The organism is Actinomyces vulturis, assembly GCF_001687305.1.
Classification (GTDB): Bacteria; Actinomycetota; Actinomycetes; order Actinomycetales; family Actinomycetaceae; genus Actinomyces; species Actinomyces vulturis.
In genome coordinates this window covers 139,908-160,072 of sequence record NZ_KV700386.1, presented here as the reverse complement: position 1 = coordinate 160,072, position 20,165 = coordinate 139,908, and the positions used below count along the sequence as shown (strand labels likewise).

Sequence of the window (20,165 nt, the reverse complement as noted above, 5' to 3'; positions counted from 1 at the left end):
GAAATATGTCTTGAGCCCTATCAATATCATCTGACGCGTTAGACAAGATAAGAACCCGAACCGCTAACTCAGATACATCACTTCGCCAGGCGAAATACCTCTTACGAGGATACCCAGAGTTGTGCACAGACACTCCAAGCACTTGAGATCAATAGGATGAGGGGGCCTGACAGGACACGCCTGCCAGGCCCCTCATGTATTTGTAAATGTTGGCGTCCCATAACTCTCACAAGATTCTTGCCCTGATCTGCACAGCAAGCATGTGACGCTGCGTTTTTGTACTCAGCCCATCAGCATGGGCTAAGAAAAAACAAACCAACGCTGTGATGTGATTAGTCCATCAAACCGCGACGCTTGAGCAGGGGTTCAACTTGCGGGTCGCGTCCAGTGATATTGCGGTAGCCGACGAGCGGATCCCTGCTGTCACCACGGGAGAGGAATTCCTTACGTAATTTGTCTCCTGCATGGCGGTTGAGGCCTTCGTCGCTTACGCCATCCACGATACGTGCGCCGCCGTCGGTGGACTTCATCCATGCCACCATGTCAGCATCCATCACTTCACTCCACACGTAGGCGTAGTAGGCAGCGTCATAGCCTCCACCGAAAGTATGGGTGAAGTAGGACGAACGGTAACGCGGAGGCACGAGAGAAGCATCAATACCGACGCGTTCAAGAGCTTGGGCTTCGAATTCTTCAACCTCATGAGGATCAGTAGGCAACTGATCCTTAGTCACAGTGTGCCAGGCTTGATCCAACAGTGCTGCACCAAGGTATTCGGTGGTCTTATAGCCTTCGCCAAAGGAACCCTGTGCCCGCAACTGTTCAATAAGTTCGTCCGGAATACGCTCGCCGGTTTCGTGATGACGCGCGTAAGAAGCCAAGACGCGGGGGTTAAGTGCCCAAGATTCATTGAATTGGGACGGGAACTCCACCACATCGCGAGGCACATTTGCTCCGGCTGCGCTGGGATAGTAGGCCTCAGAAAGCAGGCCATGCAGTGCGTGACCGAACTCGTGGAATGCGGTGGTGACTTCATCCCATGTCAACAGTGCGCTCTGCGAACCTTCTTTGGCTTCCACATTGAGACAGTTGATAACGACAGGCTTGTCACCAGTCATCACAGACATATTGGTCAGTTCATTCATCCACGCGCCGCCACGCTTGCCGGGGCGCGCAAAGTAATCGCCAACGAACAATCCCAACACGGGAGCGGCATCTCCGTCACCGTCACGTACTTCCCAAACGCGGACAGAGGGATCGTACATATGCTCGGCGAGATCCTTACGCTCCACAAAACTCAATCCGTAAAGTTCGTGAGCGGCAAAGAACACACCGTCAATGACGACGCTCCATAGTTCAAGGTAAGGAGCCAGGGTGGCATCATCCACGCCGAAACGTTCCTTACGTTCTGCTTCTTCGTAGAACATCCAGTCCTGCGGGCCGAATTCACCTTCTTCACGCTCAGCCATGCGCTTGGCCAGCTGCTGAGCATCGCGACGAGCATTCGCCATCGCGGGAGTGACGAGACGGTTAAGCATGCCGTTGACTGCTTCTTCAGTCTTAGCAGCGGACTCGGCGGCCTTGACTGCGGCATGATTCTTAAAACCGAGCAGTGTGGCACGTTCGGCCCGCAACTGTGCAGTTTCTAGGAGTACAGCGCGAGTATCATTTTCTCCACTCAGGCCACGAGCCATGGATCGTTGAAGCAACTCGGTGCGCTCATTGTGATCGGTCATAGTGGCCAAGGCAGGGGTGTTGGTGAAACTCGCAGTTCCTGCTTCATGCATGGCATGAGTCGCCAGTGAGGAAAAGCGGGATTCGAGTGCAGTGATACGGGAATTAAGTTCACGCAAACGCTTGGCATCCTCACCGGTCAGGTTCACGCCGGCTCGCTCAAAGTCTTCAACCTGCAAACGGACTAGCCGTGTGGTCTCATCGTCCATACCGCCGGCTTCATCGAGAGCCTTGTAGCGGGCGTACATGCGCGCATCGAGGGTGAAGGTATCGAAGTGCTCGGAGAGTTCTGGAGCAATCTTTTCTTCCAGCTCATCGAGGTCAGGGCATTCAGTGGCAGAGGTCAGTGAGTAGAGAACGATAAGTGCGCGCTCGAGTAGATCACCGGACAATTCCACGGCTTTGACCGTGTTCTCAACGGTGGGGGCTTCCTCGTTGGAAGCGATGGCTTCCCATTCGGCGACCTGCTGAGCCATGCCAGCGCGGATGGCGGGTTCAATGTCTTCATGCTTGACGGCAGCAAAGTCGGGTAACTTGTGTTCCAGCGTCCAGGGCTGGGCAAAGCAGTTTGTTGACGGCAGTGTCTGTTCGTTACTCATGGTCTTATCGTCCCATGAATACCTGCGTTATTGCATAGCGTTCTCACCCAAAGAACACCTAGTAAACGAAGGTGGGGTAAGCAGATCTACACACTGCTTACCCCACCGGAAATTGGAAATGATGGAATTAGCTCCCCATCAGTCCAAGTGCTCAGGTGAGCGTTAGATTCCTCGAATATTACGCATATTCGAGGTTGCCATGGCCACTGCTTCACCGGCTCCACCGTTGAGCACGATCTTGCTCATGGCAGTAGCGAAGCCAATCATCTGCTCACCGGTAATTTCTGGGGGCAATGAGAGGGCGTTAGGATCGGTCAGGATTTCGACCAGGGCTGGACCCTGATGGTTGAAAGCTTGAGTGAAGGCGTCACGCAATTCCTTGGGATCACTGACGCGCTGGGCATGGAATCCAATAGCCTGGGCTAGTGCGGCGTAGTTGACGTCGTGAACATCGGTACCGAAATCAGGCATGCCGTCGACAAGCATTTCGAGTTTGACCATGCCCAAGGTGGAGTTGTTAAACACGATGACCTTGATAGGCAGGTCATACATCCGTGCCGTGACGAGTTCACCTAGCAACATGGATAGGCCACCATCGCCGGATACAGAGATCACCTGGCGGTCTGGGTAAGCTACCTGGGCGCCAATTGCATGTGGAAGGGCATTGGCCATGGATCCGTGGAGGAAGGATCCAATCAGACGTCGCGTGCCCAGGGGATCGATGTAGCGGGCAGTCCACACATTGCACATGCCCGTATCGGCGGTAAACACTGCGTCCTTCGCTGCCACTTCATTGAGAACATGGGCGGCATATTCGGGATGAATGGGCTTCTTATGCTCAACGTTGCGAGTGTAGTTACCCACAACATTTTTCATCAGTTTGGCGTGCTTCTTAATCTGGGCGTCCAGGAAGGAGGAATCACGCTTATCTTCAATGAGTGGAAGCACCTGCTCAATGAGAACTTTGACGTCACTATGAATGGGGAATGAGACGTTAGTGCGTCGTCCGAGTTTTTCAGCGTGGGAGTCTACTTGGACGGTAGCGGTGCCGTGGGGCAGGAACTGGTTGTAGGGGAAGTCGGTTCCCAGCATGAGCAGAACGTCAGCATCTTTCATACCTTCTGCGGCGGCGCCGTATCCGAGCAGGCCAGTCATACCGACGTCGTAGGGGTTATCCCATTGAATGAAATGTTTACCACGCAGGGTATGTCCGATGGGAGCTTTAAGTTTTTCCGCCAAAGCAATAACTTCATCGTGCGCACCTTCTACGCCTGCGCCGGCGAAGATGGCAACTTTCTTGACACGGTTGAGCAGGTGAGCCAGACCTTTGACGTCGTCGGGATGGGGAGCAATATGTGCTGTGCGTGCGGGTACCCATTGTGGTGTCGGTGCGGTGGCTTTTTGATCTGAGATATCACCGGGAAGGGTAACTACGGACACGCCGTTACTAGCCACTGCGTGACGAATGGCTGCATTCATCACACGAGGTGCTTGCTCCGGGCTAGAGACCATTTCACAGTAGTCCGAGCACTCGACAAAGAGACGATCGGGATGGGTTTCCTGGAAGTAAGTCTGGCCAATTTGAACACTGGGAATATGCGAAGCAATAGCCAGCACGGGTGCTCCGGTGCGCTGTGCATCGTAGAGCCCATTGATAAGGTGAAGGTTGCCTGGGCCACACGAACCTGCGCATACAGCTAGACGGCCGGTAAGTTGAGCGTCGGCTGCAGCGGCGAATGCTGCGCCTTCTTCGTGGCGGACGTGAATCCAATCAATTCCACCTTTTTTGGTTCCGCCTGTTTTACGTACGGCGTCAACGATGGGGTTAAGGGAATCACCGACAATGCCGTAAATCCGGTGAACACCGGCATCGACGAGTTGGGCGACTAACTGTTCAGCTACATTCATGATGGCTCGCTTTCTCAGGTGTTCACGTGATCGTGACCACTTAAGGCTACCCGTAGAGTGCAAAGGTGTCCTGTTATGCGCAATGCCTCAACGAATAATACAAACCAAGTGCGTGCGTGATATTGACAGCCGTTAACAGAAGGATGCAAAAGGACTATTCGCCTGATAGCAGGCCAAGCATACTGGCAACGTCAGGACGGAAATAGTAAGGACCTTTGAGGACTTTGCCGTCTTCGCGGTAGATCGGTTTTCCATCAGTTCCGAGTTTTGAGAGGTTAGAACGCTGAACTTCGGTGAGGACGGCAGCCAAATCAATCCCCATTTCAAGTGCCATGCCATAGATCACGTAGACGAGATCCGCGAGCGCATCAGCAGTTTCTACCGTGTCTCGGGAGTGATCGTCTGCGTCGAGGACTTTGCTGTAGGCGTTTTCCATCAACTCACGGGCTTGTGTGCCGTAAACGGCGCCTACGAGTTCAGCAAATTCTTCAGCGATGAGCCCCATGCGCATGTGGACACGGTCACGGTCTACATTAGGGCCGTCCTCGACGATGGGTAGGCCATAGGTGCGGTGGAAAGTACGCACCATGGCTTCGGGGTTGTCGCCTTCGCGTAGTCCGATGGGTTCCTGGGTAACGATGGGTGTGCTTTCCCCTGTGGTATGTCCACGTCCGGGGCCGTCCCACGGTGCGCTGGGGGTACGTTTGTCAGTGGGTAGTAAGGTGCAAATCCAATGGTCTTGAGGGAAGCCATGTGCCACGCTTCGACGCCGCACGGCGCCTTCCTTGGTAAAGCCCAGTTGCCATGCCAGTCGCCATGAGTCCCAGTTGGGTACTCCCTGATCAACATAGAGATCCCAGTGCAATGCGCTGGCATTGAGAGGACCTTGTGTATCGAAGGCCCAGTCAATGAGTGCGGTTAGTGCTGTGTAGGCAATTCCCTGGTCACGGTATTGCGGAGCCATCCATACGCCCAGGCAGGCAATGGGGCCCTCATGTCCGGACAGGCCGCGTGCTCGGGAACTGGCAGGTGCAGCGTCGTCACTGACAGCGGTGGGGGTTAGTTCAAGTGAGCACATGCCGGCAAGAGCAGCATTCTCTAAACTTCCTACACGGATAGCGAAAGTCAGAAGGGTTGAGTTTTCCCATCCGGGTTCCACGACGTTAGTGATGAAGGCGGTGGCATCATCACGGGTATAGGGCGAGGGAACTGTGGTCCATCGTTGAATAGCCGGATCCTGGCATGCCTCAGTAATCGCAGTTGCGTCCTGCATCGTAGGGGCACTCAGGGTGATGAGGTATTCGTCGTGGTTTTCAACGGTGATGACACAAGGTTCCATACGTTCATCATAACGATTCCTTTGCGTCCCACTAACCTTGCGCTCATGCGCACCCAAGGGAGCGAAGTGCGGCTTAGATAAGCAGATAACTTTTCAGTGAGCAGATGCCAACTGTGGTGATTTTCCGCGAAGAACAGGCCAGCCCAAGGCAAGGATGAGTCCGCCTAGCACACCGTAAACCAGTGCAACCCACAGGCCATGGACGTCTGCTGCTATCCCTACAAGAGGTGGAGCAATGAGAAGAATGACGCGGGCAAGCCACGAGGCGATGGTCAGGCCAAGGCCAGGCTTGAGTCCGGGTACGTCGTCGGCAGCGTGATAGATGATAGGGACCACCACAGAACAACCAACTCCGGCCACAGCCATCCCGATGAGGAATGGACCGACAGTGGGAAACAGAAGGCCCAGTCCCATACCGATCATGACAAGTACTCCCCCGCTACCCACCACGGCGCGCTCACCAAGAGCATCAATGACGCGATCACCCACGAGGCGGCCAATAATCATGGTCGATTGCAAGGTGACCACGCCCAGCCCCACACGTGAGGCTGGTGCTCCATAGTCAGCGAGAATAAGCGAAGACCAGTTAAAACCAACGTCTTCGGGAAAAATACCAGCCCCACCCAGCAGTCCAATAATCCCTAGCAGTCCTAGAGTGGTGAGGGTAAGCCCCTTACCTTGACCAAACTTCGTCGTAGTCAACGAACATGCTGGTCCCTCGTAACAAGTACAGGGGGCCTGGCGTTCTGCCGTTGACAGTCGGGAAGAGCCGCTTACCGGGGTGTGCTGCTGAGGCTGTCTCTCCCCACGTTCAACCAAATCGGATGCTGAGTGAGATAGTTCACCATCGGGCAAGTCGACATGGGTGGATTTTTCCGGACGATCTGCTTCGTCATCTCCCGGAAGTAACCAGACACGGGGCCCTAGCGACAACATGGCAATAAGTACAAACACTACGACCATGTGAATAGGCAGACTAATACCAGCTCCAGCAAATAATGACCCCATGGATGCACCGAACACTGCACCAAGGGACCAGGCAGCATGATAACTAGTGACGATGGATCGGCCCCAGTGGCGTTGAACGCGCAGGCCGTGAGCATTTTGGGCTACGTCTACCACAGCGTCCATGCCCCCGATCACCATGAGGCTAATGGCAAAAGCGAGCCATGAATGTGCCAGGCCTGCTCCGATAAGGGCCGTACCAATGATGAGCATGCCGATGGTAGCCACACGTGCGCTGGTGAAACGTGTAATGAGCCAAGATGCCGTCAATCCTGCGATGAGTGCACCCACGCCTTCTGCAGCCACGGCACTGCCAAAGGCGGCTTTGCTCAAATGCAAAGCATCAACCACTTCGGGGTAGCGAGGAACAAGGTTAGAAAAACCGATTCCATTAGCAAGAAAGATCAGGGAAACAGCAATGCGGGCCTTAACAAGTTCTGGGCCCACTGATATTTTCGGCATTTAGGCGCCACCGGGGAAACCGAGACTATGCCATGCGTGATAAAGACCGATGGCTGCGCTGTTAGCCAGGTTCAAACTGCGGTTGCCTTCCACCATGGGAATGCGCACCCGAGAGGTAATCTGTTCGCCATCCATAATCTCTTCAGGCAGGCCGGTGGGTTCTGGCCCGAACAGGAGGGCATCGCCGTCTTGCCACTCAATATCGGTATAGAGGACAGACGTGTGTGCGGTGAAAGCGTAGATATGACCGGGAATGTGCTTAAGGCAGGCCTCCCAGTTCTCGTGAACCATGGTGTTGGCCAAGTCGTGGTAGTCCAGGCCTGCACGCCGAAGTTTCGCATCGTCCATATCGAACAGGGGATTCACAATGTGAAGCCGGGCACCAGAGTTAGCGGACAGACGAATGGCAGCGCCTGTATTTCCGGGGATACGAGGTTCAAAGAAAATTACGTGCAGCACACGGGGTATCTTGCCACACTGAGGCTACTCCTGCGCGAAGATGGCATCTTCTTGATGTCTCATGCAGTGGCCGTAGTTCTTCGATGTTGCTGATGTCTTTATAAAGAAACTCTTGTTTCATGGAAAGCAAACGAATCTTCTTCCTCGCCCGCGCACACATCCGGGTGATCTAAGCACAAGAAGACAACGCTCCGCTTCATGCCGTGCATCAGGGTGATCTAAGCGCCACTTTCTTTGCCAGGAGATGAATTACTCTCTTTTAATCATGTGAGCTGTGCTCGACATGATGAAATCGATCCATGACACATTCATCAGCACTTACAGCCGAAAACCCTCAGGCTCAGAATTCTGAGCACGAGGCTACGCTCACCACTGCTGATCGTTGTGATGCGTGTGGTGCTCAAGCGTTTGTTCGCGTGACCATGACCAAGGGCCCTCTGTACTTCTGTGCTCACCACTGGCATGCCCATGAGGAAGGTCTTCGTCCTGTGGCTACTGACATTCTTGACGAGACTGATCGTCTGACAACCGCCGTCTAAGGCGTTTCACGGGCCGTATGACTCGCGGTCATCTCATGGCTGTTCATCCTCACGATGGGCAGCCATTTCTACTGCGTAAGTAAGAAGAGCAATGGCGGACATGTACGTAGCCATGACAAGAACATCACTCTTGGGCACGCGAACATCAGCAGCAAAAGACCGCACGCCGATCAATGCATCGGAAAGAACGAATAGTGCCCCACCTGCCGCACCTACAGGACCGGCTCCTGAGGCGAACAATGCTTGAGTAACAAGGGAAGTAATGTAGACGGCGACAGCGGGAGCGAGTCTTCCTGCGCGGTAGCACAAAAGTGCGCCAGCTACGGCGCTGGTCGCTGTTGTGGCGACCAGTGGTGCCGGCCAGGCGATCGTGCTGGGGTGGAATGCTGATCCTTTACGGTGTGGAGCAAAAGCTACAGACCATGACCACTGCGCCGGTACGAAAGAGGCAAGTAATACTGGAAAGGCATACTTCTTGGGGACAAGTGCCGGAGCAATATCACCGATGGTAGACCAAGCCAGTGCGCTGACGGTTGGTGCACTACGGCGCCCTCGAAGTTCACGCTCGGGCCAACGTGCCCATGATTGAGCAATCAATGGAACCATAGCGGCTTGGGTGACGCGTGAGGCGATATCACGAATACGTCGCTTGCGTGTTTCTGCAGGAGGCTCCCACCAATTGATTGCTAGATGAACACCAGCATTAACAACAGCAATACCCACGCACACACGACGAACCGATCGTTGATCGAAGCGTCGTAGCGGCGTGGGCATGCTGAAACGGTAGGTCAGTCGAGGTAATCTCGCAAAACCTGGCTGCGTGATGGGTGGCGCAACTTACTCATGGTCTTTGATTCAATCTGACGGATACGCTCACGAGTAACGCCGTAGACCTTACCAATTTCATCGAGCGTCTTGGGCTGACCATCAGTGAGGCCAAAGCGCATAGAGACCACGCCAGCTTCGCGTTCGCTGAGGGTATCGAGAACGGAATGAAGTTGCTCTTGCAGGAGGGTGAAACTCACCGCGTCTGCAGGAACAACGGCTTCACTATCCTCAATAAGGTCACCGAATTCGCTGTCCCCATCTTCGCCCAGCGGAGTATGCAAAGAGATCGGCTCGCGGCCGTATTTCTGAACTTCAACGACCTTTTCAGGGGTCATATCCAGTTCAACAGCAAGTTCTTCTGGGGTAGGTTCGCGCCCCAAATCCTGAAGCATTTGACGCTGTACACGTGCAAGTTTGTTAATAACTTCCACCATGTGGACAGGAATACGAATGGTCCGTGCTTGGTCAGCCATAGCGCGGGTGATGGCCTGACGAATCCACCATGTAGCGTAGGTGGAGAACTTGTAGCCCTTGGTGTAGTCGAACTTCTCCACGGCGCGAATCAGACCGAGGTTACCTTCCTGGATGAGATCAAGGAAAAGCATGCCGCGACCGGTGTAGCGTTTAGCTAAAGAGACCACAAGACGAAGGTTTGCTTCAAGCAGATGGTTCTTGGCGCGCTGGCCGTCTTGAGCAATCCAGTGCAATTCACGGCGAAGTTTAGAGGGCATATCCTCTGACTCGTTGGCGAGTTTATATTCGGCGTACAGACCAGCTTCAATTCGCTTGGCGAATTCCACTTCCTGAAGTGCGTTAAGCAGGGCGACCTTACCGATTTGCTTGAGGTAGTCCTTAACCGGGTCAGCGGTGGCACCCGCAGTGACAACCTTCTGTGCTGGCTCATCTGCTTCGTCAGAGTCAGAGACGGTAAACGCACCGTCCTTATCCTTCGAATCGGTCTTCTTCTTGCGCTTTCCGGACTTCTTGGCTGCAGCCTTTTCAGCTTCTTCCTGACGCAAGCGGTCCAGTTCACCAGTGAGAGCGGCAATGGAGGGGGTCATCTTGATTCCCTTGATGACCCAGCCACGGAAAACGTAGCCATTGTCAGCGAGGAAGTCACGAGCAACCATGGGGGCTGAATTGCCAACCACGAAGCGCGGAACAGGACCATGTCCGTAGGGAGCCAAGGTGATGGGTTCTTCGAGAGTTCCGTCGCCGCAGATTTCAAGGTTTTCTACGATGGTCTTGGAACGAACATAGAGGGTATGTCCCGGTGCGAGAGGAACATTCTTCATAGAAGCCGGGTTGTTAAAGGGCTTCTTCTTAGTGCCGTCACCGTTTTCTTCTAAAGACACGTCAAGGTAGTAGTCGCGCAATTCAGGTTCAGGAAGCGCAGGCTTGTCTTCTGTGTCATCGGAATCGTCAGAGTCATCCTCGAAATCCTCGTCGGATTCGTCGTCATCATCAGACTCATCATCATCGTCGACGTCGAGATCGTCATCATCAACGTCAAGATCATCATCGTCAAGGTCAAGGTCGTCGTCTAAGTCGTCGTCAAGATCCACGTCGAGATCGTCGTCAATCTCATCAACCTCATCAACAACCATCGTGGGTTTGCTAGAACGGGTAGAAGACTTTTTAGCGGCAGTCTTCACTGTGCTCGTCGCTGTGTTCTCGTCAGCCTCGGCAGCAGACTGTACCTTGGAGGTGCGCTTTTTGGGCTGATCCGACGTCTTAGAAGAAGCCACGAACGTCCTTTCACATGGGGTAATGGACTGGGCGCACTAGAGACAGCACACCTATTCTCACAGAGAGACAACCTCGCAATTATAACCCGTATTCCCATATCTCGACATTTTGTCAACATGTCCTGTGCCACATTAGCCTCGCAGGTTCGCGTTATTCTTCTCCCATGGCCCCTATTCCTGAGCATCTGAGTGCACTTCGCCCACTGATCGACGCCGAGTTATCGGCTTGCCATCAGTCGCTCACCTCCTCCTACGATCACCTCCCCTGGGTTCGCGAAGAATTTATTGATGCCATCGGTGCACTACTTCAAGGCGGCAAACGCATGCGCGGGCTACTGTGCGCCGTGGGCTATGCAAACTGCTCAGCGGGTGACGATTATCTGTCAGCGCTTAGTCAGCAGGCGCCGTTAATGATGGCCGCAGCCATTGAGATGTACCAAGCCAGTGCGCTGGTTCATGATGACGTCATGGATGGGGCCTTAACCCGCCGTGGACTTCCCGCTTTCCACATCCACGCCAGTACCCTCCATACTGAAAAACATCTCGCTGGACAAAGCGATTCATTTGGCAGCGATGCAGCGATCCTCAGTGGCGACCTTCTTTTGTCCCGGGCCCATGTCCTGGCTAGCCAAGCGATAACTCACTGCGATTCACCCGAGACGGGAATGGAAGCCCTCCACGCTTTTGCCTCCATGACTGAAGAAGTTGCCGTGGGTCAGTATCTTGACGTACGTAACCAAGTGGAACCTGAAGGTGATCCTCGAGACATGCTAAAGCAGGCTCTTCACATCGCGGTATATAAGTCTGCTCGATATTCCGTCACACGCCCCATCATGATCGGCATGGCGCTAGGTGGCTACCGTCTATCCTCCGTCACTGCCGCTGACGACGTTATGTCATGTCTTGACCCACTGGGTATCGCATTTCAGTTGCGTGATGATGACCTGGGTGTTTTTGGCAACCCAGAACAAACAGGAAAACCTGCTGGTGACGACATTCGTGAAGGCAAGCGCACGGCGTTGCTTGCTCTGACTTTGGCACGATTACATCCAGACCAACGTTTTGACGTGATGAGTGTGGTTGGTGACCGTGCTGCGTCGGAGAACAGTGTGATGGATGTGCGTACCTTGATTGAGCAGTGCGGGGCTCGCCAGGCGCATGAGGATCTTATTGAGTCTTATGTGACTCAGGCTCGCGAGGCAATTGAGGCAAACTCAGTCTTTATCTCCCCGGTGAAGTCTGACCTACTAGCCCTGACTGACGCGTTAACTTCGCGGCAGTTCTAATAGGGACTGCCTTCTGATCGGCACGTCCTGCGCGCCTAGTCTGAGCCTTTAGTGAAGACCCGTAGAATCATGGCGTGGTTCGTGATTCTTTTCTTGGTCGGGTGATCGACTCTCGTTATGAGGTGGTCTCCCACGTTGCACGAGGCGGTATGGCTACCGTCTATCGTGCCCATGACCGACGCCTGGATCGCACTGTGGCAATGAAGATCATGCATCCCCATCTGGCTGATTCTGACGGCTTCGTTGCTCGCTTCCGCCGTGAAGCTCGAGCAGCCGCACGGCTATCCAATCCTGGCGTAGTTGCGGTCTATGACCAAGGTACTGTTGAGGGTCTGAGTTACCTTGTCATGGAGTTTGTTGAAGGCAAGACTCTGCGCGACCTGATTAACGATGGGCCACTGAGCGTCAAGGAAGCCTTGACCTTTACCGCGGATATTCTTCGTCCTCTAGGTGCGGCACATCGTGCTGGGCTGGTTCACCGTGACATTAAACCGGAGAACGTTCTTCTCCCCGACGATGCTTCTGTTCCGAAAGTAGCTGATTTTGGTTTGGCCCGTGCAGTTACTGAAGCTACACAGTCATCTTCTGGTCATGTGCTGGGAACTGTCGCTTATCTTGCTCCTGAAGTGATTGAGCAAGGAGTCAGCGGTCCTCGGGCTGACGTGTTTGCTGTGGGTGTGGTTCTCTACGAGATGCTCACTGGAACCCAACCGTTTGCTGGCGATATCCCTATTCATATCGTGTATAAGACGGTCCATGAAGACGTTCCTGCACCCAGTACTCTAGTGCCCGGTCTTCCTGGAGAGATTGACGAACTCGTCGCTTCGCTGACTGCTCGCAATCCTGAACACCGTCCAAGTGATGCCGATAGTGCTTTGGCCTTGCTACGCGCATGCCGCGACACTTTGGAACCTGAACATTTAGCTATTCGCGCACCAAGCGTTCATCCTCACCGGCCGAACATAACACGGGCCATGCCCGACGCCCTCAAGGCTCACTCCCCCGCTGCTGTCAGCCGCGACGTAATCCCCACTGTGGGGGGCGCGGGAATCTTATTGCCCTCTACAAGTTCTTCTACTCATGTCAATCACAGCGACACGAATGCCATCTCCGCAGACACGAGTCCACATGCGGACAATGAGGCGTTATCCCCCATTCGCCCAGTCCCCCACGCGGGTACGCACACAGTCAGTCTTCCAATCGGTGCGGTTCGTGCGAATACCGAGGAGTTCTCAACCAACGCCACCACTCAGGTTCGTCACGCTTCCAAGCGCCAACACATCACTCCCGATTCCTCGAATTTACCTGCAACTGTGTCTTCTCCTGGCGAGCAAGATGAAGGTAGGAAGACCTCGCGTCGTTCACTCATCGCATGGGTTATGGCGCTTCTTCTGGTGTTTTCAGCAGCAGGCGGTGGTGGCTACTGGTACATGTTCTTCGGACCAGGCCTTCGTATTACTGTTCCCGATGTTCGGGGCATGAGTGCTGGTGAAGCCCAAAAAATAATTGAATCCGCGGGGCTGACCTGGGGGGAACCCAACCAAGCCTATTCTGATGAGATTCCTCAAGGACAAGTCATCTCAACAAACCCCACGCATGGGGACAAAGTCAAAAAAGAGCGCGTCATTATTCCGCTCATTTCACAAGGAGTGGAACAACGCGTGGTTCCTGCGCTAACCGGAATGAATGTGGCCGACGCCGAAGAAACACTCAAGCAAGCAGGTCTTGTTACTGGAGAGAAGACTCAGGAATATTCAGACACCGTTCCCTCTGGGTCCGTAATTTCCTCCTCTCCTGACACAGGCACAAGTGTTAATCACGACTCCCCAGTTGATTTGGTAGTTTCTCAAGGGCGCCAACCTGTAAGCGTCCCTGATGTTGCGGGTAAAACTCGTGATGAAGCTAGCCAGTTACTCACCGATGCTCACTTAAGCGTAGGAACTGTCACTGAAGAATTCAGTGACACAGTTCCTCAGGGTTCTGTCATTTCGTCTACCCCGGCTGCCGGTCAAGACAATGCTTTTAAAGGTGACAGCGTGAACCTTGTCATTTCCAAGGGACCGGAAATGGTCGCCATCCCAGACATCACCGGTAAGCAAGAATCTGAAGCTACGAAGATCCTTGAAGATGCTGGTTTCACTGTCACCACAGAACGTATTCTGGGTGGAATTTTCGGCACGGCACGTGGCACCACGCCTGAAGCCGGGACCATGGTCAAGCGTGGATCCACCATCACCTTGCAGGTGGTGTAACAGAACGTAAAACTAGTGGGGGCCAGGTTACATAACCCGGCCCCCTAGTTTTTGGCACACTTGGCATTAGCCACGCAACATTTCGGCCACTTCGAAGGCTACTTCAAGCGACTGCTGGTGGTTCAGGCGCGGATCCACAAGGGTTTCGTAGCGCTCAGCTAGCGCGGTCTCAGAAATGGACTCTCCACCACCGATACATTCGGTGACATCATCACCAGTAAGTTCTACATGGATGCCGCCGGGGACAGTACCCAAGGACTGGTGAACACGGAAGAAGGACCGGATTTCATCCAGAATAGTGGCAAAATTGCGGGTCTTATAGCCCGTATCACTCATGATCGTGTTGCCGTGCATGGGATCAGTCATCCAGGAGACGGGGCGGCCATCAGCCTTCACGGCTTCGACAAGAGCAGGCAGTGCATCGTCGATACGGTGTGCCCCCATGCGAGTAATGAAGGTCAGGCGGCCAGACTCGCCATTGGGGTTAAGCCGATCCATCAGTGCGATGAGATCACTGGGAGCCGCATCGGGACCAATCTTCACTCCCACAGGGTTGGTGACTCCGCGCAGCAAGGTGACGTGTGCGTCGTCGGCACCACGGGTGCGTTCGCCTACCCACAAGAAGTGAGCAGACGTGTCATAGAGGCGACCGGAGCGGGAGTCTTCACGAATCATAGCGTCTTCATATTCGAGAAGCAGTGCTTCGTGAGAGGAGAAGAATTCCACGCGGCTGAGTGCATCGAAGTCCACACCGGCCGCATCCATGAATCGCATGGCACGATCCAGTTCAGCAGCCAGGGTCTCAAAACGTGAGTACGCGGGATTCGCGGTAAAGCCACGGTTCCAAGAATGCACTTCACGTAAATCAGCGTAACCACCCATAGTGAAAGCGCGAATAAGATTGAGGGTGGTACCTGCACGCAGGTAGGCATCAAGCATGCGGTCAGGGTCGGGGGTACGACATTCTTTGGTGAAGTTATAGCCGTTGACGCAGTCACCACGGTAAGCAGGAAGTGTTACCCCGTCACGAGTTTCAGTGTCACTGGAGCGAGGCTTAGCATACTGGCCTGCCATGCGTCCGATCTTGACCACAGGCATAGAGGCACCATAAGTGAGAACCGCGGCCATCTGGAGGATGGTCTGGACTTTGAGACGAATATTGTCTGCGGAGGACTGGATGAATGATTCTGCGCAGTCTCCACCCATGAGGGCGAAGGCCTGTCCTTGTTCGACCTGAGCCATACGCTGGCGCAGGGAGTCGACCTCACCAGCAAAGACGAGAGGCGGGCGGCTACGGAGGTCAGCAACTACGGTGTTGAGGTGTGCGAGGTCCGGATAGGAGGGCTGCTGGAATGCGGGACGTTCACGCCATGAAGGCATGTCCTGCTGAGCATTAGAAGTTCCGGCCGTTGCACGAGAAGAAGTTGCGTCAATCATCACTGACCAAGCGTAGCGCACGGCAAGACACTAATGCGCCACTACGTTAATTCAATAGTTCACATGTGTTGGCGAAACTCTGCCAAAAACCTCAGGTCGTTCACACACAACTCGCACGAAATAGAGGAATCTCACCGACTTCCATGGCAGATACCCGAATGATATTTGGCTCTCCCCCGATCATTCGACTCTTTCCCCCCCCCGCTCCTGATCATTCTGGACCCATCACAGGTATCTGATATGTGAGCCACGTCCTCAAGCCCGGCAAAACCACAATCAAGAGGCTGCGGCAGAACACCTGATGAGTTCTGCCGCAGCCTCTTGATAATTAAAGAGAAAACTGAGAATCAGTGTTCGGCGCTGACCTCAGCAGCGACCACTTCCTGACCGATTTCAGCCATCATGTCAGTGAACCACTTCTGGGAGATGTCGAAGGGCTTGCCACCGGCGATGCGGGGGAACGGAATAGCGGTAAGCTTGTCGCCGTTCTCCTCATCCTGGCCAATCACACCGGCTTCTCCGCGCAGTGCGCAGTCAACGGCCATGTCACACATTTCCTTAATGAGGTCCAGGTCTTCCTGGTTGGCGTGTGCGGCACGTGAATAGTAGCCAGACTTCTGAACCATGACCTTTTCAGCGCCAACGAGTTCAGCGAACTGCTTAGCAAACCACTGGCCGGGGTTGATGGTGTCAAGCTTGACGTGACCGAAGGGGTCACGCTGGACTTCCTGACCAGCGGCTTCCATCTCAGCGATGATTTCAGGAACGCCTGCACCTTCGGACAGGAAAATGTTGACGTTGCCCTGCTCATCCATGACAGCCTTGAGGCGCTTGGCTTCTGCAGCCAGGTCAAGCTTCATTTCGGGCAGGAACACGCCGTGCACGTCCCAGCGTTCCTTAGTCAGGCCAAGGGAAGGAGCGAAGGTCTTGGTGTCAAGGATTTCGCGGTACTTCAAAGCGGTTGCAGCGGTGAGGTAGCCACAGTTACGGCCCATGCACTCGTGAACGATGAGCATGCGGGGGTTGGAGCGGTGCTCGCCGATGACGTTGAACGCAAATCCGGCGCCTTCTTCGGCTGCGGTCCATGCACCCAAGGACTGGCGGATGGGCACCACGTCATTATCGATGGTCTTGGGCAGGCCCACGACGGTGAGATCGTAGTCGTTTTCCTTGAGGTAGGCAGCCAGGTCAGCGGCGGTAGTGTTGGTGTCATCGCCACCGATGGTGTGAAGGACATCCACACCGTCCTTACGCAACTGTTCAGCGGCGAACTGGAGGGGGTCAACACCTTCTTCAACCAGGCCACGCTCAACGAGGTTCTTGGCGTTGGTGAGCTTAACGCGAGAGTTACCGATGGGAGAGCCACCGAAGTCGCGAAGGATGCCGGCATTCTTGCGGGCTTCTTCATCGATGACGATGTAGTTGCCGGTCAGCAGGCCGTGGTAGCCGTACTGGTAGGCAATGATTTCTACCTCGGGAGCCACTTCGGTGTAACGCTCAATGAGGTCACCAACGGCGGCGGACAGGCAGGGGGCAAAGCCACCAGCGGTGAGCAGAGCAACGCGACGTACAGACATCGTCAACCTTTCACATATGGAGATTCATGTGCGTGCAAGGATACGCGCGCACACGCTGCCCCCAGTTTACGCGAAGCAAGTCACGTTTCTACAGTCAGAACTCGTCGAGGTTCGCTTGATGACAAAACTCAAGAATAGAAGAGAGGAAATCAGTTGTCGGCCGATGCAGCGTCGTCAGACGGCAGATCGGTGGGCAACTCGATAGGTTCCGAATCTGCTGGGGCATCAGAGTAATCCGGTGGCGCAGCAGGAGCTGGGCGGCCACCAGGAGCGTCGATGGTGGGCGCGGCGGGGCGGGAGGCGGCGACCTGGGCGAGCATCTGCTCCACCACTTCGTCCGCGCTCTTCTTTTCTACCGTCATCATTTTTTTCACGTCTGCGGCGTACAGGTCCACGTACTCCTGGCCGGACAGCGCCATGAGGGAGTACATGACCTCATCAGTGATCGAACGTAGCACGAAACGATCATTACCCATGCCGTGATAGCGAGAAAAGTCCAAAGGCTTACCAATGACCACACCAATGCGGTGAAGTTTGGGGATGGCTTTGCCGATTGGCTGGGCGACGTTGGTGCCGATCATGGCTACGGGAATAACGGGGGCACCAGTGGCCAGCGCTACGCGAGCCACTCCGGTCTTTCCACGGTAGAGGCGGCCATCGGGGCTGCGGGTTCCTTCGGGGTAGATACCGAACAAGTCACCGTTGTTGAGTCGATCGATACCAGCCTGGAGAGCGGCTTGGCTGGCCTTACCGCCGGAGCGGTCCACGGGGATGGTGCCCACGGTCTTCATAAAGTTCTTGACTGCCCAGCCTTTGAGGCCTTTGCCGGAGAAATAGTCAGACTTACCAATGAAGGCCACCTCACGCTCAATCATGAGGGGAAGGAAGAAGGAGTCAATCACCGCGAGGTGGTTAGATGCCAAGATGGCCGGCCCCTCCACGGGAATGTTCTCTTCACCGCGAATCCACGGCTGGTAGAGCATGTGGATCGCCGGTCCGGCTGTTGCCTTGATCCCTCGATACCCCACAGGGCCTCCTTCGGTGTTGGCTTGGGTGAGCTCAACTCGTAATGGCACTACCTTAATGCCGCAACGCACTCGTTGCCCACAAACGTCGCGCAGGTTACGTCACTGTTTTACAGTGCTTGTCATGTCTTCAGCCCGCTTGCCCTCCTCCCAGCAGCCTTCGGCCAGCCGGAGAAGTAACTCAGAACGGGCAGGGACGGTGGCGCACCAAGCCTCCTTCGATGAGATGGGCACGCCTCTTCATGACGCCCTTTTTATCGTGGTGGACTTAGAGACGACGGGTGGTCCTCCTGGTGATGATGCCATTACAGAAATTGGGGCCGTTGCTGTTCAAGGCGGAGAGATTCTCTCTACGTTCTCTGAACTGTGTAATCCTCACGCGGTGATTCCCGCGCGTATTAGTTTGCTCACCGGTATCACCAATGCCATGGTCTCCAGGGCCACGGATTTGCGTGCGGTGATGGGGGAATTCCTTGAGTGGATGCGTCAGTTATCGACCGGTGAGCCGACGACGGTTCTCTCTGGCCAGTGGGCTACTCGCGGTGTGCAGGAGAAACCACTCGTTCTTGTGGCTCATAACGCTCGCTTTGATGTGGGGCATTTGCGTGCAGCATGCGAAGCATTCGGTCTGGAATGGCCAGCGCCCCCGGTGGTTGATACGCTCATTTTGGCGCGCAAAGTCTGGGACCGCACCCTCACTCCGAACCATAAATTGGGTACGCTCGCGCGCCTTGTTGGCTCTCCCACTACGCCTACCCACCGTGCTCTGGATGACGCAAAAGCGACAGTTGATGTGCTGCATGCGGCTCTGGCTGAGTTGGGCAGCCGAGGCGTGACGCATGTGGAGGACATTGCTCGTGCTCAAGATCGCGTGGCACCGGCAATTCGTTCGAAGTCACCTCTTGCTCGAGATCTTCCTCAAGAGCCCGGTGTATATGAATTCATTGCGGCCACGGGTGAGGTTCTCTATGTGGGTTCCTCTCATAATCTTCGTCAGCGAGTGCGCACGTATTTCACTGCTGGAGAGAAACGACGCCGCGTCAAACAAATCATTCCTGTCACCTCCCGCATCGATCACCGTACGTTCCCCACAGTGATTGAGGCGCGCGTTCACGAGGTCCGCCGTATCGCTGAGGCGGACCCGGTGGCCAATCGTCAATCCAAGCGTCCCACGACGACTACGTGGATTCGCTTCGTTGAGTATGGGTCATCGGTACGATTAAGCACTGCCACAACGGTTCAAATTCAGGACCTAGGAGGTGTGATTGGACCGTTCATGAAACGCTCTGCAGCGCAGTCAGCACGGCGACTTATCGAGGCTGCGGCGCTTGAAGCATCGAAAAATACGGCTAACGCTTCCTCGCTGACGTACAGGGATAACGTGATTCGGGGAGCGTGTGAGGGGAAGGCGATCCTGGTCGTCGAGCCCACGATGGCGAGGATGGCAAAGTTAAGCCAGAAGGAACGCTACGAGGATGCTCAACTCTGGCTACAACGGTTGCAGATGTATTTGCATGGTGCGGTCCGGGCTGAGCATTTACGAACGTTGCTCTCCATTCCTCATCTCGTGGCTGCTCGTCGCCGCGAAAGCGGTGGCTGGGAGTTCATTGTGGTGCGTTTTGGCCGTCTTGTGGCCAGTGGCGTCAGTGACCCTGGTGCTGATCCGCGTCCCGTGGTGGAAGAGTTATGCGCTAATGCTGCAGTGGAGGACCCGCCGCTGCGTGTGGGATGGCCAACGACCACGGAAGAGACGTTATTGCTCAGCAGTTGGATTTGGCAGGAGGGCACACGCCTGGTCTCCGTGTGTAATCACGCTGATTCGCAAGGTGTGATCGGTGAATGTCTGCCAGATGTGGGCACGATGAACTTGGACAGTGCGTGCGCTTACCTCTCATTACTTTCACCAAAGTGAGATACGGGCAGGCCTACATTGAAACCATCAGACCTTAGGTCGAAGCGATAAAGGT

14 protein-coding genes are annotated in these 20,165 nt (G+C 54.8%); 4 read left to right on the top strand and 10 right to left on the bottom strand.

Annotation, left to right across the window (positions count from 1 at the left end; genetic code table 11):
• Positions 1–332: 332 nt before the first annotated feature.
• The 5 genes from A9753_RS03990 to A9753_RS03970 form a co-directional block, all read right to left on the bottom strand.
• On the bottom strand, positions 333–2,333 hold the full coding sequence (locus A9753_RS03990; protein WP_067780705.1) for a M3 family metallopeptidase: 2,001 nt from the start codon (positions 2,331–2,333) through the stop codon (positions 333–335).
• A gap of 162 nt (positions 2,334–2,495) precedes the next feature.
• On the bottom strand, positions 2,496–4,241 hold the full coding sequence (locus tag A9753_RS03985) for a pyruvate dehydrogenase (RefSeq protein WP_067780702.1): 1,746 nt from the start codon (positions 4,239–4,241) through the stop codon (positions 2,496–2,498).
• A gap of 154 nt (positions 4,242–4,395) precedes the next feature.
• Positions 4,396–5,580 (bottom strand): bifunctional GNAT family N-acetyltransferase/nucleoside triphosphate pyrophosphohydrolase family protein, encoded by a 1,185-nt coding sequence (locus A9753_RS03980; RefSeq protein WP_067780699.1) that lies wholly within the window; start codon positions 5,578–5,580, stop codon positions 4,396–4,398.
• 93 nt (positions 5,581–5,673) lie between these two features.
• A complete protein-coding gene (locus tag A9753_RS03975) occupies positions 5,674–7,047 on the bottom strand; it encodes an MFS transporter (RefSeq protein WP_067780697.1) in 1,374 nt (457 codons plus the stop codon).
• Positions 7,048–7,506, bottom strand: a complete 459-nt coding sequence (locus tag A9753_RS03970) for a tRNA (cytidine(34)-2'-O)-methyltransferase (protein WP_067780694.1) — start codon at positions 7,504–7,506, stop codon at positions 7,048–7,050. It abuts the gene before it with no gap.
• A gap of 299 nt (positions 7,507–7,805) precedes the next feature.
• Between A9753_RS03970 and A9753_RS03965 the strand changes: the two genes are divergently transcribed.
• Complete coding sequence (locus tag A9753_RS03965) at positions 7,806–8,045, top strand: DUF7455 domain-containing protein (RefSeq protein ID WP_067780691.1); 240 nt, start codon at positions 7,806–7,808, stop codon at positions 8,043–8,045.
• A gap of 33 nt (positions 8,046–8,078) precedes the next feature.
• On the opposite strand, the gene A9753_RS03960 is transcribed toward A9753_RS03965, so the two are convergent.
• Entirely contained in the window at positions 8,079–8,819 is a 741-nt protein-coding gene (locus A9753_RS03960) for a lysoplasmalogenase family protein (protein WP_083090285.1), read from the bottom strand.
• Positions 8,820–8,833: 14 nt separating this feature from the next.
• A complete protein-coding gene (locus A9753_RS10000) occupies positions 8,834–10,480 on the bottom strand; it encodes an RNA polymerase sigma factor (RefSeq protein ID WP_067781105.1) in 1,647 nt (548 codons plus the stop codon).
• Between the two features lie 305 nt (positions 10,481–10,785).
• Here A9753_RS10000 and A9753_RS03950 point away from each other — a divergent pair, with 305 nt between their 5' ends.
• Both A9753_RS03950 and A9753_RS03945 read left to right on the top strand, forming a co-directional pair.
• The gene (locus tag A9753_RS03950; protein ID WP_067780685.1) at positions 10,786–11,907 is read left to right on the top strand and encodes a polyprenyl synthetase family protein; all 1,122 of its coding nucleotides are present in this window, start codon (positions 10,786–10,788) and stop codon (positions 11,905–11,907) included.
• A gap of 74 nt (positions 11,908–11,981) precedes the next feature.
• Positions 11,982–14,159 carry a Stk1 family PASTA domain-containing Ser/Thr kinase gene (locus A9753_RS03945; protein WP_067780682.1) on the top strand — a complete coding sequence of 726 codons (2,178 nt, stop codon included), beginning with the start codon at positions 11,982–11,984 and terminating at the stop codon, positions 14,157–14,159.
• Positions 14,160–14,225: 66 nt separating this feature from the next.
• Here the strand turns inward: A9753_RS03945 and A9753_RS03940 are convergent, their stop codons facing one another.
• The 3 genes from A9753_RS03940 to A9753_RS03930 form a co-directional block, all read right to left on the bottom strand.
• Complete coding sequence (locus tag A9753_RS03940; RefSeq protein WP_245637369.1) at positions 14,226–15,539, bottom strand: class II 3-deoxy-7-phosphoheptulonate synthase; 1,314 nt, start codon at positions 15,537–15,539, stop codon at positions 14,226–14,228.
• 404 nt (positions 15,540–15,943) lie between these two features.
• A complete protein-coding gene (locus A9753_RS03935; protein ID WP_067780679.1) occupies positions 15,944–17,173 on the bottom strand; it encodes a pyrophosphate--fructose-6-phosphate 1-phosphotransferase in 1,230 nt (409 codons plus the stop codon).
• Between the two features lie 149 nt (positions 17,174–17,322).
• Complete coding sequence (locus tag A9753_RS03930; protein WP_067780676.1) at positions 17,323–18,201, bottom strand: lysophospholipid acyltransferase family protein; 879 nt, start codon at positions 18,199–18,201, stop codon at positions 17,323–17,325.
• 196 nt (positions 18,202–18,397) lie between these two features.
• Here A9753_RS03930 and A9753_RS03925 point away from each other — a divergent pair, with 196 nt between their 5' ends.
• On the top strand, positions 18,398–20,110 hold the full coding sequence (locus A9753_RS03925) for a DEDD exonuclease domain-containing protein (RefSeq protein WP_067780673.1): 1,713 nt from the start codon (positions 18,398–18,400) through the stop codon (positions 20,108–20,110).
• The last annotated feature ends 55 nt before the right edge of the window (positions 20,111–20,165 follow it).

Excerpts from the sequence above, each read along its gene's own strand:
- A9753_RS03965 (WP_067780691.1), top strand. The coding sequence starts at position 7,806 with ATGACACATTCATCAGCACTTACAGCCGAAAACCCTCAGGCTCAGAAT.
- A9753_RS03960 (WP_083090285.1), bottom strand. The coding sequence starts at position 8,819 with ATGCCCACGCCGCTACGACGCTTCGATCAACGATCGGTTCGTCGTGTG.
- A9753_RS03935 (WP_067780679.1), bottom strand. The coding sequence starts at position 17,173 with ATGTCTGTACGTCGCGTTGCTCTGCTCACCGCTGGTGGCTTTGCCCCC.
- A9753_RS03940 (WP_245637369.1), bottom strand. The coding sequence starts at position 15,539 with ATGCCTTCATGGCGTGAACGTCCCGCATTCCAGCAGCCCTCCTATCCG.
- A9753_RS03975 (WP_067780697.1), bottom strand. The coding sequence starts at position 7,047 with ATGCCGAAAATATCAGTGGGCCCAGAACTTGTTAAGGCCCGCATTGCT.
- A9753_RS03980 (WP_067780699.1), bottom strand. The coding sequence starts at position 5,580 with ATGGAACCTTGTGTCATCACCGTTGAAAACCACGACGAATACCTCATC.
- A9753_RS03985 (WP_067780702.1), bottom strand. The coding sequence starts at position 4,241 with ATGAATGTAGCTGAACAGTTAGTCGCCCAACTCGTCGATGCCGGTGTT.
- A9753_RS03990 (WP_067780705.1), bottom strand. The coding sequence starts at position 2,333 with ATGAGTAACGAACAGACACTGCCGTCAACAAACTGCTTTGCCCAGCCC.
- A9753_RS03950 (WP_067780685.1), top strand. The coding sequence starts at position 10,786 with ATGGCCCCTATTCCTGAGCATCTGAGTGCACTTCGCCCACTGATCGAC.
- A9753_RS10000 (WP_067781105.1), bottom strand. The coding sequence starts at position 10,480 with ATGGTTGTTGATGAGGTTGATGAGATTGACGACGATCTCGACGTGGAT.